Annotated in this window: 8 protein-coding genes, 2 rRNA genes and 1 pseudogene; 8 read left to right on the forward strand and 3 right to left on the reverse strand. The window is 35.1% G+C overall.

Annotation, left to right across the window (positions count from 1 at the left end):
- Positions 1-51 precede the first annotated feature (51 nt).
- Positions 52-4,459: ribosomal RNA gene (locus CCUN_RS02500) — 23S ribosomal RNA — on the forward strand.
- 392 nt (positions 4,460-4,851) lie between these two features.
- Positions 4,852-4,968, forward strand: a 5S ribosomal RNA gene (gene rrf, locus CCUN_RS02505).
- A gap of 190 nt (positions 4,969-5,158) precedes the next feature.
- Here the strand turns inward: rrf and CCUN_RS02510 are convergent.
- On the reverse strand, positions 5,159-5,398 hold the full coding sequence (locus CCUN_RS02510; protein ID WP_051521720.1) for a hypothetical protein: 240 nt from the start codon (positions 5,396-5,398) through the stop codon (positions 5,159-5,161).
- Between the two features lie 30 nt (positions 5,399-5,428).
- Positions 5,429-5,764 carry a hypothetical protein gene (locus tag CCUN_RS02515; protein ID WP_085296630.1) on the reverse strand — a complete coding sequence of 112 codons (336 nt, stop codon included), beginning with the start codon at positions 5,762-5,764 and terminating at the stop codon, positions 5,429-5,431.
- 511 nt (positions 5,765-6,275) lie between these two features.
- On the opposite strand from CCUN_RS02515, the gene CCUN_RS02520 reads away from it, so the two are divergent.
- Positions 6,276-6,845, forward strand: a complete 570-nt coding sequence (locus CCUN_RS02520) for an IMPACT family protein (protein ID WP_027305925.1) — start codon at positions 6,276-6,278, stop codon at positions 6,843-6,845.
- 199 nt (positions 6,846-7,044) lie between these two features.
- Positions 7,045-7,695 carry a GntR family transcriptional regulator gene (locus tag CCUN_RS02525; protein ID WP_027305924.1) on the forward strand — a complete coding sequence of 217 codons (651 nt, stop codon included), beginning with the start codon at positions 7,045-7,047 and terminating at the stop codon, positions 7,693-7,695.
- 1 nt (position 7,696) lies between these two features.
- Here the strand turns inward: CCUN_RS02525 and CCUN_RS02530 are convergent, their stop codons facing one another.
- The gene (locus CCUN_RS02530) at positions 7,697-8,542 is read right to left on the reverse strand and encodes a hypothetical protein (protein WP_027305923.1); all 846 of its coding nucleotides are present in this window, start codon (positions 8,540-8,542) and stop codon (positions 7,697-7,699) included.
- Between the two features lie 98 nt (positions 8,543-8,640).
- On the opposite strand from CCUN_RS02530, the gene lgt reads away from it, so the two are divergent.
- The 4 genes and pseudogenes from lgt to CCUN_RS02550 all read left to right on the forward strand — a co-directional run bounded on the left by lgt (position 8,641) and on the right by CCUN_RS02550 (position 13,017).
- A complete protein-coding gene (lgt, locus tag CCUN_RS02535) occupies positions 8,641-9,453 on the forward strand; it encodes a prolipoprotein diacylglyceryl transferase (protein ID WP_027305922.1) in 813 nt (270 codons plus the stop codon).
- 69 nt (positions 9,454-9,522) lie between these two features.
- A pseudogene (locus CCUN_RS02540) lies at positions 9,523-10,324 on the forward strand (fumarate reductase cytochrome b subunit).
- Positions 10,308-12,299, forward strand: a complete 1,992-nt coding sequence (locus tag CCUN_RS02545; protein WP_027305921.1) for a fumarate reductase flavoprotein subunit — start codon at positions 10,308-10,310, stop codon at positions 12,297-12,299. Before CCUN_RS02540 ends, CCUN_RS02545 begins: the two are co-directional and overlap by 17 nt.
- On the forward strand, positions 12,292-13,017 hold the full coding sequence (locus CCUN_RS02550; RefSeq protein WP_027305920.1) for a fumarate reductase iron-sulfur subunit: 726 nt from the start codon (positions 12,292-12,294) through the stop codon (positions 13,015-13,017). The genes CCUN_RS02545 and CCUN_RS02550 overlap by 8 nt, the downstream gene beginning before the upstream one ends.
- The last annotated feature ends 20 nt before the right edge of the window (positions 13,018-13,037 follow it).

Genomic DNA, 13,037 nt, shown 5'->3' on the forward strand with positions numbered 1-13,037 from the left:
ATGGCAATGATAAAACTTTAGCAAGGAAGTGATGCGTTTTAGAATGAAAAAAGGTAAGCTATAAAGAGCAAATGGTGGATGCCTTGACTGGTAAAGGCGATGAAGGACGTACTAGACTGCGATAAGCTACGGGGAGCTGTCAAGAAGCTTTGAGCCGTAGATTTCCGAATGGGGCAACCCAAGATATAGAGATATATCTTACCATAATGGAGCGAACGAGGGGAATTGAAACATCTTAGTACCCTTAGGAAAAGAAATCAATAGAGATTGCGTCAGTAGTGGCGAGCGAAAGCGTAACAGGGCAAACCTAGTGCTTGCACTAGGGGTTGTAGGACTGCAATGTGGAAGGAATGAGTTTAGCAGAACACTCTGGAAAGTGTAGCCATAGAGGGTGATAGTCCCGTATGCGAAAAACGATTTCTACCTAGCAGTATCCTGAGTAGGGCGGGACACGTGAAATCCTGCCTGAAGCTGGGGAGACCACTCTCCAACCCTAAATACTCCTACCAGATCGATAGCGAACAAGTACCGTGAGGGAAAGGTGAAAAGAACCGCGGTGAGCGGAGTGAAATAGAACCTGAAACCATTTGCTTACAATCATTCAGAGCCCTATTGTGAGTCCCTTTGAGGAATTAAGGAGGTATAAAGCCTTCTCACAAACCGGATTTCTCTCATCTTTTTTGAAAAGACAATGACAAAGGATGAGTTGATTTGGGAAAATGAAACAACGACGCATATAAGAAACTAGGATTATGATTCACTTATACAATTATAGACAAGAGCTAATGCTTAGTATCTCTTGTCAGAAAGATTATAAACTCATCAAGCCTTAGACCTAGAAGAGATAATCATTTAAGATTATGGATAAGAGAGTAAAGTTTAAGATTTAGAAGATACTCGACTGATTGCAGTTTGGTATAATAAATTGTATTGCTTCTTTATAAACCATATAAATAAATGAGCTAATAAGCCTTCACAGCAAGTTGATACGTTTTGGCATTATCATAAAAATATGAGCAAGATTGCAAAAACATTTTTGCTTATTTTCTTTATTATTTTCCTTATTTTCCCATACGAAGATGCTAAAAAATTTAAAACAGACTTAGAAGCAAACTTACAAATTTTATATATAAGTGTTTTGCGAAATGAGATTCTTAATATAAAGGAGCAAGTTTAGAATGCTTTTGCAAGATGCTCTCATTATAATAAGTGGCATCCCAATCAAGGCATAAAATTTGTCTGTGATAGCATGTTAGTATTTCTTGTATGATTTTGTTTTCATTAGAAAGATTGTGCAGAAAAATCTGCAAAGATGAGCCCTAAGAGCTCTCACACAAAGATTTTTAAACTTTCTAAAAAGTCATTGCAAACTGAATTTGAGTGATTCTTCAAAGGGATTCACAAGGGTGATGGACTGCCTTTTGCATAATGAGCCTGCGAGTTGTGGTGTCTGGCAAGGTTAAGCAAACGCGAAGCCGTAGCGAAAGCGAGTCTGAATAGGGCAAAAAGTCAGATGCTGCAGACCCGAAACGAAGTGATCTATCCATGAGCAGCTTGAAGCTAGTGTAAGAGCTAGTGGAGGAGCGAACCCATAGGCGTTGAAAAGCCCCGGGATGACTTGTGGATAGGGGTGAAAGGCCAATCAAACTTCGTGATAGCTGGTTCTCTCCGAAATATATTGAGGTATAGCGTTGTGAAGTAGCTTAGGGGGGTAGAGCACTGAATGGGCTAGGGCATACACCAATGTACCAAACCCTATCAAACTCCGAATACCCTAAGTGGTATCACAGCAGTCAGACGGCGAGTGATAAAATCCGTCGTCAAGAGGGAAACAACCCAGACTATCAGCTAAGGTCCCCAAATCTTACTTCAGTGGAAAACGATGTGAAGTTACTCAAACAACCAGGAGGTTGGCTTAGAAGCAGCCATCCTTTAAAGAAAGCGTAATAGCTCACTGGTCTAGTGATTTTGTGCGGAAAATATAACGGGGCTAAAGTAAGTACCGAAGCTATAGACTTGCATACAACTTAGACTGATTGATAAGTTTTTATGGATAAACTTTTTCAATTCTTTATATTAAGTTTCTTTATAAAACTTTTTATGAATTCTTTATTATAAAGTTTTTGAGATTTATAAACCTTAAAACAAAGCTCTTAAAAGAGCCTTTATTTTAAATTGACTTGTTTTAATGCTTCATTTGATTAAGGGCTTTAATCATTGAGTCTTAAAAAAGATTATGAGAATGATTAGACAAATACAAACACTCAAATCAAAAAAGATTAAGATACAATTTAAATGAGAATTATAGTGAGATGATAAAGATTATAAAGAAAAACTTTTAAAACAGAAGTTTAACATCAATCTCAAAGCAAATTCTTTTTTAAGAGGATGAATTAAACTTTAAGATAAAAACAAATAATAGAGATAAAATGAAAGAGCTTATAAACCAAAGAAGCTTATAAAGAGAAAAACTGAAATTTTAAGTCAAATAATAAAATAAAACAATAAAAAAGATTTAAAATAAAAAAGATTTAAAATAAAAAAGATTTAAAATTTGAAAAGTTTTAAAAAATCAAAAAAAGTTTTAGAAAATTTTTAGAAAGCTTGAAATAAAAATTCAAAGCTCAAATGCTTGATAAAGAATTCAATTTCAAAGGTTTTCATCAGCTTTAATCATCAAAGCAAAAATTGATTGTTTAAAAAAGCTTTTATGACAAAGAATTAAATCAAGCAGTTTAAGTTGTGTGCAAGTGGTAGGAGAGCGTTCTATTAGCGTTGAAGGTATACCGGTAAGGAGTGCTGGAGCGAATAGAAGTGAGCATGCAGGCATGAGTAGCGATAATTAATGTGAGAATCATTAACGCCGAAAACCCAAGGTTTCCTACGCGATGCTCGTCATCGTAGGGTTAGTCGGGTCCTAAGCCAAGTCCGAAAGGGGTAGGCGATGGCAAATTGGTTAATATTCCAATACCAACATTAGTGTGCGATGGAAGGACGCTTAGAGCTAGGAGGGCTAGCGGATGGAAGTGCTAGTCTAAGGATGTGAGTGCTTATACAGGCAAATCCGTATAAGAATACACTGAGGTCTTAAAGGCTCTTCAAAGTCTTCGGATAGCGAGGAGAACCTCTGATGCTGTCGAGCCAAGAAAAGTTTCTAAGTTTAGCTAATGTTGCCCGTACCATAAACCGACACAGGTGGGTGGGATGAGTATTCTAAGGCGCGTGGAAGAACTCTCTTTAAGGAACTCTGCAAAATAGCACCGTATCTTCGGTATAAGGTGTGGTTCGCTTCGTATTAGAATTCACTTCGAAAGCGAAGAAACTTACAACAAAGAGTCCCTCCCGACTGTTTACCAAAAACACAGCACTCTGCTAACTCGTAAGAGGATGTATAGGGTGTGACGCCTGCCCGGTGCTCGAAGGTTAATTGATGGGGTTAGCATCAGCGAAGCTCTTGATCGAAGCCCGAGTAAACGGCGGCCGTAACTATAACGGTCCTAAGGTAGCGAAATTCCTTGTCGGTTAAATACCGACCTGCATGAATGGCGTAACGAGATGGGAGCTGTCTCAAAGAGGGATCCAGTGAAATTGTAGTGGAGGTGAAAATTCCTCCTACCCGCGGCAAGACGGAAAGACCCCGTGGACCTTTACTATAGCTTGACACTGCTGCTTGGATAAGAATGTGCAGGATAGGTGGGAGGCTTTGAATATATGACGCTAGTTGTATAGGAGCCATTGTTGAGATACCACTCTTTCTTATTTGGGTAGCTAACCAGCTTGAGTTATCCTCAAGTGGGACAATGTCTGGTGGGTAGTTTGACTGGGGCGGTCGCCTCCCAAATAATAACGGAGGCTTACAAAGGTTGGCTCAGAACGGTTGGAAATCGTTCACAGAGTATAAAGGCAAAAGCCAGCTTAACTGCAAGAGACACAACTCGAGCAGGGACGAAAGTCGGTCTTAGTGATCCGGTGATTCTGTGTGGAAGGGTCATCGCTCAAAGGATAAAAGGTACCCCGGGGATAACAGGCTGATCTCCCCCAAGAGCTCACATCGACGGGGAGGTTTGGCACCTCGATGTCGGCTCATCGCATCCTGGGGCTGGAGCAGGTCCCAAGGGTATGGCTGTTCGCCATTTAAAGCGGTACGCGAGCTGGGTTCAGAACGTCGTGAGACAGTTCGGTCCCTATCTGCCGTGGGCGTAAGAAGATTGAAGAGCTTTGACCCTAGTACGAGAGGACCGGGTTGAACAAACCACTGGTGTAGCTGTTGTCCTGCCAAGGGCATCGCAGCGTAGCTAAGTTTGGAAAGGATAAACGCTGAAAGCATCTAAGCGTGAAGCCAACTCTAAGATGAATCTTCTCTAAGTTCTGTGCAAGACTAGCACTTTGATAGGCTGGGTGTGTAAGAGATGAAAGTCTTTGAGCTGACCAGTACTAATAGAACGTTTGGCTTATCTTAAACTTTTTGACTTTAAGGTCTTGATGATTTTATAAGTTCAATCAGTGAGCATCACTTCCTTGTTAAGGTTTTTATTAATCTTAAGGAAATGTTTATCAGCTTGTTTGTTTTTAACCTTGTTTTTTATGGGTATGGTTTAAATCTTAGAAGAGATGAAAGACTTGAATGTATTTTTATGCTTCATTGAAGTTAAGAGATGTTTTTAAAAGGATTCATTTTAGGATGAAAATCTTTTGATGAGAAGTCTATTGAGTCTTTGTTTGAGTTTTTAAATTTGGACTTTTAGAAATAAAAAGATTTTAACATTCTTTCATTACACTAAGACTTAACATCTTAAATCAGTGTCTAAGGCTTAAAAAGCATCAATCTTCTTTGTATCCATAAATAACAAGGTCCGTGATTATACAGATATGGAAACGCCTTGCTCCATCCCGAACCAAGAAGCTAAGCATATCGTGGGTGATGATACTAAGTCTTACTGACAGGGGGAAAGTAGCTCATTGCGGGCTTTGTTGATTTTTACTTATTGAATGAATAAAGATTTTAATTTTCTTTGCGGGTGTATCAATTAACTTTACATATATGTCCTTGATTATTTTCTTTATCTTGTGGTATAAGTCGCCAGAGGCAGATAAAATGTTCTTTTGAACCCAGTCGCCCGTCAAGCTTTGGGCTTGAGTGTAAGGGGTGTGAGCGTCCCTACCATCTACTTTTCTCTTTTAATCTATCAAATTCTGTAATTTTCTTTTTATTTGTGTGATAAATCATACTCGTCCCATTGTCATTTCTGATTCTAACATTTTCCATTTTTTTATTATCTAGTCTCTTTGCTACGATAAAGTCTTTTTCACTTTTTATCCTAGAATTGTTTATAATTATTTTAGGCTTACTCACAGCCCTTTCTATCACTTCTTTGACTTCCTTCTTGTCTCTAAACATTTTAGGATGTCTTTGATAGAGAGTTGTGAATTAGCATAGCCCCTCTTTTTCTAATAATTCTACAAGAACCTTATAGAGTATAAATGTATCATTTTGATTCTGTCTTTTGTAATATTCTTTAACTAAAGGATTTTTAAATTCCATTCTTTCCTTAAGATTTATATCAGAGTAAAATGTTATAATGACTTCATCAAAGGGGGATAGTGGCGGTTGTGACCCTCCCCTTTGATGAAATTCTGTTATTTTTTCTGAATAATTGTTCGCTATTTTATCTGCAACAGCTCTAAATCTAACATTTTCATTATTTTCCCATTCAAATATTTTTCCATTTCTTTCATCAATAAAAGGTTCTTTAAATATTTTCAAATATGCTCTTATAGAATTTTCTAAATTCAATAATTCTTCTATTGTGATTTGTCCCTCGCTTTCTTGCTCTAAATGTATTTTAATATGTTTTGTACCTAAATCACTCTTTTGATTAGCTCTTACGAGAATTTATATTAAAACTTATAAATATATTTTGTAGTATAAGCTGTTTGTATTCTTTAGAAATGCTATATGTAAATTTATAATTTAAATCAAATGTATTTATCTGCTTCGAAAGCTATGTAAGCTTGGTTTTTTAGTTTTATTTTGTTGATTTTAGCATCAATATCTTTTTTCTAAAAAACTCAAATATAAATTTGGAAAAAATTCATAGATATCTTTAAATTGTATTGATTTTATATTAAAAATTAATGAAGTTTTGATTTGCAAAATGCTAAAGTCTTTTAATTTTTAGTAAATTTAAAACTTATTTTAATTAAATAAAAATTTAAAATCAAATTTTGATTCTAAAAATTTTTAAGTATAATAACTCAAAAATTAAAAGGTTAAAATGCAAACAGTTTCTCAAATTTATCAAGCAGAAATCAAAATCAAAAAATCCACCTTTCTAGCTTTTATCTGTCCTTTTGATGCATTTGATTCTTTGCTTGAAAATTTAAAAAAGGAACACACAAAAGCTGTGCATTTTGTTTGGGCGTATCGTTTTTTAAATAAATTTCATCAAATTGTAGAGGATAAAAACGATGATGGTGAGCCAAAAGGCACTTCAGCTTTACCTTCTCTTAATGTTTTAAGAGGTGTTGAACTTGTTAATGTGGCTGTAATTATCGTGCGATATTTTGGTGGCATAAAACTTGGGACAGGAGGCTTGGTTAGAGCTTATAGTGAGGCTGTGAATGCAGCAGTAGCAAAGGCAGTTTTAATCCCTTTAAAAGAACAAATTAAAATAAGCATAGCTTTAAAATTTTTAAGTCGTTTTGAACATTTTCTTAATAAAAATAAAATCTATTTTAAGAAAGAATTTAAAGAAAATGAAGTTTTGCTTTTAATCGATGTTGAGTCAAAACAGAAAGAAAATTTTAAGCAATTTTCTCAAAAATTTAATGCAATATTTATGTAATTTTTTTAAAAAATAAAATATAAAATTCATTTTAATTAAAAAAATAAAACATATCTCTAAAATAGGTAAAATTCTTGATAAATTTTTAAAAATATTTAGATTATATTAAAATTTTTAATACCAAAAATAAACTTTAACAAAATTTAACAAATTGTATTATAAACTAAGGATAAAATTTTTATTTAAAAAATGGAAAAATATGTCTAAAACAAGTCAAAAAATTTCAAGCGATAGAATTTATGAGTATATTATCGATGCAATCAAACAAGGCAAACTTAAATCCAATGATAGAATCAAAGAGCAGCATTTAGCTGAAGAAATGGGTTTAAGCAGGACTCCCGTTCGTGAAGCCTTAGGAATTTTACTCAATGAAGGAATTTTAATCCAAGATGGTAAAAATGGCTTGATAGTTGCGGGGCTTGATTTGGTTTCTATCACTAAACTTTACGAGATGAGAGAGCTTTTAGAATCAGAAGCAGCAAGACTTGCCGTGCAATACGCCTCTAAAGCAGAAATTGAAATTTTAATTAATATTGTTGAGTCTCAAAGAAATATAAAAGATACTGATATTGTAGCTTTAAGGGCACACAATGTTTTGTTTCATCAAACCCTATATCATTACTCGAACAATCATTATCTTTATAAAATTATGCAAAATTTTGAAAAAACACTAATACTCCTTGGTGAAAGCACTTTAGCAAAAACAAGTCGCCCTAAAGAATCGTATAATGAACATTTAGAGCTTGTCAATGCCATTAAAGAAAAAGACGCTAAAAAAGCAGCAGATTTGGCTCGGTTTCATATCCATCAAGCCTATAAAATTCGCTTAGAGCGTATTTTAAATAACTAAGTTACTCAAAAATTATCACTCCATCTGTGTTTTTATGAGATTTTTCAGATGAATTTTGTGAATTTTGGTTTTCATTGAAGGTCTCATTAAAACTTTCATCATTGATGAATTCGTTAAATTCTTGATTGCCTTGATTGTTTTCATTGTTTGAATTTAAGGCTTGAGGGAGATTTTCATAAAGCGTATTTAAAGTGGTTTTATAAAAGGCTAAAAAGGCTTTATCAATTTCAAAAGCGGGACGCTCTAAGCCCTTATTAAGCTGTGTTGGGACAGCACTAAAGGTCGTTTTAAAAAGACCCACACCCTCACCGCTTTTAACCGGATAAGTAAGACTTACAAAAGAATCAGTTTTTGCATTGCTCGTAATATTTGTTATATTTTGCGGATTATGTGCGTCGATGAATTCCATTTTGGCTTGAAAATTCAAAGCTAAATTTGAGCTTATAGAATCTCCGTTGAGCCATTCACTCGTTTTTTGGGCATTTTTTTCTTCTATATAAATGCTTAGAGTGCTTTGAAGTTTATAATCAGCATTTGTAGAGCTAAGTTCATAACCTTTAAGCCTTGCTATGGTCTTCATTTGCTCTTCTAAATTTTGTTTTAAAAGCTCAATTTCTTTATCGATTCGAAATTTAAGGGTCGAGTTTTCAAAATAATCTGAATAATTATTATTTTGCTCTATGTTTATAGCTTCTAAAGAAATTTTAACGCCTGAATGAGGAGTTTCTGTTTTGATAGGAGTTTGAGGTTTAAAATTTGGCATTGAAACATTGATAAAACTTGAACTTGTTTTTCCACAAGCACTTAAAAATAAAGCAAAAACCATACTCAAAGCATATTTTTTCATTTTAAAACCTTTTATAAATTTAAAGCTAATTATAGCAAATTAAAGTTTTTTTGATATATTTTTATGAAAAAATTAAAATAAAAAATTTTGGAATCAATATGGAAACTTGGCAAAATATTTATTCTCATTTTAATGTGGTGGCTTTTGAAATTTTAGGCTTTAAAATTCATTGGTATGGCATTATGTATGTTATAGCCTTGCTTCTTGCTTTAGTTTTGGCAAAATTTTTTGTAAAAAAATTTAAAATCAATATTTCAAATTCTATGCTGGATAATTATTTTATTTGGGTTGAAATTGGTGTAGTTTTAGGTGCAAGAATAGGATATATTTTAATTTATGATTCAAATACTTTATGGTATTTAAGTCATCCTTGGCAAATCTTTAATCCTTATGAAAATGGCGAATTTATCGGTATTAGAGGAATGAGTTTTCACGGAGCCATCGTAGGATTTTTACTCGCAACTTTTTTATTTTGCAAAAAATACAAACAAAATGCTTGGCAGTATCTTGATTTGGTTGCTTTGAGTGTGCCTTTAGCCTATGTTTTTGGAAGAATCGGAAATTTTTTAAATCAAGAACTTTTTGGACGCGTTACAAATGTAGCTTGGGGAATTTATGTGGATAATGCTTTGCGTCATCCTTCACAGCTCTATGAAGCATTTTTAGAGGGTATTGCAGTTTTTTTCGTTGTCATTTTAGTCAAAACAAGGCAGAAATTTACGGGAGAACTTATCATCGTTTATGCTTGTGCCTATTCTTTAGCTCGTTTTATTTGTGAATTCTTTAGAGAACCTGATTTTGGCATAGGTTTTGTAGTTTTTGGATTGAGTATGGGGCAAATTTTAAGTTTGGTTATGTTTATAATTGCTTTACTTTTTTATGCGTATTTGAAATTCAAGAATAAATTTTAATTTATATTAAAGAGTGATTGTAATATAATGAAACTTTATTAATAAATTATTAAAAGAAAAGGAGTAAAGATGAGTGGGCTTATCGAAGGGTACTTTGGTAAGAGCATTGAGGGTAAAAAAAGCAAAATACCAGCAAAGCTTGATTTTATCCAAAGTGCTACCGGGCTTTTTCTGGGTCTTTTTATGTGGGGGCATATGTTTTTTGTCTCAAGTATCTTAATTAGCAATGATTTTATGTATAAAATTGCTAGAATGTTTGAAGGAAACTTTATATTTGGAACTCCTCAACCTTGGGTTGTATCCTGTATAGTTTTCGTGGTTTTCGCGGTTTTTGTAACTCATGCAGGTCTTGCTATGCGTAAATTTCCTATCAATTTTAGGCAATGGCAACTTCTTCGCACTCATGTAAAAACCATCAATCACGGAGATACAAGTTTATGGTTTGTGCAAGCTATCACAGGTTTTATTATGTTTTTCTTTGCATCATTCCATCTTGGTATCATGTTTTTCTTTCCCGAAACGATAGATCCTTATGGTTCTGGAGATAGAATGCTTCAAATGTGGCCTTTTTATCTTATCTTGCTTTTTGCAGTAGAATTACATGGAGGCATAGGACTTTATCGCCTTTGCGTTAAATGGGGCTGGTTTGAAGGCGATAATGCAAGAGCAAGCCGTAAGACACTTAAAAAAATCAAATGGGTGATTAGTGTATTTTTCTTAGTCTTAGGACTTTTTACTATGGCAGCTTATCTTAAAGTAAGTTTTAGTCCTCATACTCCGGGCGAAAGATATACACCAAGTGCAAATTTAATGCTACCATCTTCAGAACTTATTGAACAAAAAAGGGGTTGATTATGAATATACAATATAGTGATGCCTTAGTTATAGGTGGCGGTTTAGCAGGGCTTAGAGCAGCAATACAAGTAGCCAAAAGCGGACAAAGTGTTACACTTTTAAGCATTTGTCCGGTAAAACGCTCTCACTCTGCAGCAGTGCAAGGCGGTATGCAAGCAAGCTTAGGAAATGGAGCTAAAGGTGAAGGAGATAACGAAGATTTGCATTTTGCGGATACGGTTAAAGGTTCAGATTGGGGTTGTGATCAAGAAGTTGCAAGAATGTTTGCACAAACTGCTCCAAAAGCTGTGCGTGAGCTTGCAGCTTGGGGTGTTCCTTGGACGAGAGTGACTAAGGGACCAAGAACTGTTGTGATTAATGCTCAAAAAACCGTGATTGAGGAAAAAAAAGAAGCACACGGATTGATTAATGCAAGAGATTTTGGCGGGACAAAAAAATGGAGAACTTGTTATATTGCCGATGCAACAGGGCATTGTATGCTTTATGGTGTAGCAAATGAAGCGATTAAACATCAAGTTAAAATCATCGATAGAATGGAAGCTGTGCGTATCATCCACGATGGCAAGAAATGTCTTGGAGTGATTGCAAGAGATTTAACAAATGGACAACTCATTGCCTATGTTGCAAGAGGAACAATGCTTGCAACCGGAGGTTATGGTCGCATTTATAAACAAACCACTAATGCCGTTATTTGTGAGGGCACAGGTGCAGCTATAGCCCTTGAAACAGGACTTTGCAGACTTTCAAATATGGAAGCTGTGCAATTTCATCCAACTCCTATTGTGCCAAGCGGAATTTTACTTACTGAAGGTTGTCGCGGTGATGGCGGAATTTTGCGTGATGTTGATGGCTATCGTTTTATGCCAGATTATGAACCAGAAAAAAAAGAGCTTGCAAGTCGTGATGTTGTAAGTCGTAGAATGATGGAGCATATAAGAAAAGGTAAAGGTGTCAAAAGTCCTTATGGGGATCATTTATGGCTTGATATTTCGATTCTTGGTCGTGCCCATGTAGAAAAGAATCTAAGAGATGTGCAAGATATTTGTAAAACTTTCAATGGTATTGATCCAGCAGATGAGGGTCCAAAAGGTTGGGCACCGGTTTTACCGATGCAACATTATTCAATGGGTGGAATCAGAACTAAGCCAACCGGAGAAAGTCAATGGCTCAATGGACTTTTTGCTTGTGGTGAAGCAGCGTGTTGGGATATGCACGGCTTTAATCGTTTGGGTGGAAATTCTTGTGCTGAAACCGTTGTTGCGGGGATGATTATCGGGGATTATTTTGCAGATTATTGTAAGGCTAATGGAGAAGTCATTGATACTAATGTTGTTAAAAATTTCTTAAGCAGAGAATATCAATATCTTAAATCTTTAACAGACAAAGAAGGCAAAAATAATGTTTTTGAAATCAAAAACAGAATGAAAGAAATTATGTGGGATAAAGTTGCAATCTTTAGAACAGGCGAGGGATTAAAAGAGGCTGTAGATGAGCTTGAAAAACTTTATATTGAAGCACAAGACATTAAAGTTCATCAAAAAGAGCTCGATTGTGCTAATCCAGAATTAGAAGAAGCCTACAGAGTTCCTAGAATGCTTAAAGTGGCTCTTTGTGTAGCGTATGGAGCACTTTTAAGAACTGAAAGTAGAGGGGCACATTATAGAGAGGATTATCCTAAAAGAGATGATTTAAATTGGATGAAAAGAACATTGACTTATTGGGTGGAAGGTGAGAATTTACCTCGTGTTGAGTATGATGAGCTTGATATTATGAAAATGGAAATGCCACCAGCCTTTAGAGGCTATGGAGCTAAGGGCAATATCATAGAAAATCCTTTGAGTGAAAAAAGACAAGCAGAAGTTGATGCTATCCGTGAAAAAATGGAGAGCGAAGGCAAAAGTCGCCATGAAATTCAACATGCTCTCATGCCTTATGAACTTCAACCAAAATACAAAGCATTAAATCAAAGAATAGGAGTTGATTATGAGTAGAAAATTAACCATTAAAGCTTTTAAATACAATCCTTTAAGCAAAATTTCTAAACCACATTTTGTAACTTATGAGCTTGAAGAAACTCCTTTTATGACAATTTTTGTGTGCTTAACTTTGATTCGAGAAAAACTTGATGCGGATTTGAGTTTTGATTTTGTTTGTCGTGCGGGAATTTGTGGCTCTTGTGCTATGATGATTAATGGAGTCCCAAAACTTGCTTGTAAGACATTGACTAAAAACTATCCCGATGGGGTTATCGAGCTTATGCCTATGCCAGCCTTTAGACACATTAAAGATTTGAGTGTCAATACCGGAGAATGGTTTGAAAGTATGTGTAAAAGAGTAGAAAGCTGGGTGCATAATGAAAAAGAAACAGATATTTCTAAAATAGAAGAACGTATCGAACCAGCAGTTGCTGAAGAGACCTTTGAGCTTGATAGATGCATAGAATGCGGAATTTGCGTTGCATCTTGTGCAACCAAACTTATGAGACCAAATTTCATTGCTGCAACAGGACTTTTAAGAACAGCAAGATATTTGCAAGATCCGCATGATCATAGAAGTGCAGAAGATTTTTATGAGCTTGTCGGAGATGATGATGGAGTGTTTGGGTGTATGTCTTTACTTGCTTGTGAGGATAATTGTCCAAAAAATCTGCCTCTTCAAAGCAAAATTGCTTATATGAGAAGACAGCTTGTCGCTCAAAGAAATAAATGAAAACTTTCCCCTTAAAAAGG

The sequence above is a fragment of the Campylobacter cuniculorum DSM 23162 = LMG 24588 genome, from assembly GCF_002104335.1.
GTDB classification, from domain to species: domain Bacteria; phylum Campylobacterota; class Campylobacteria; order Campylobacterales; family Campylobacteraceae; genus Campylobacter_D; species Campylobacter_D cuniculorum.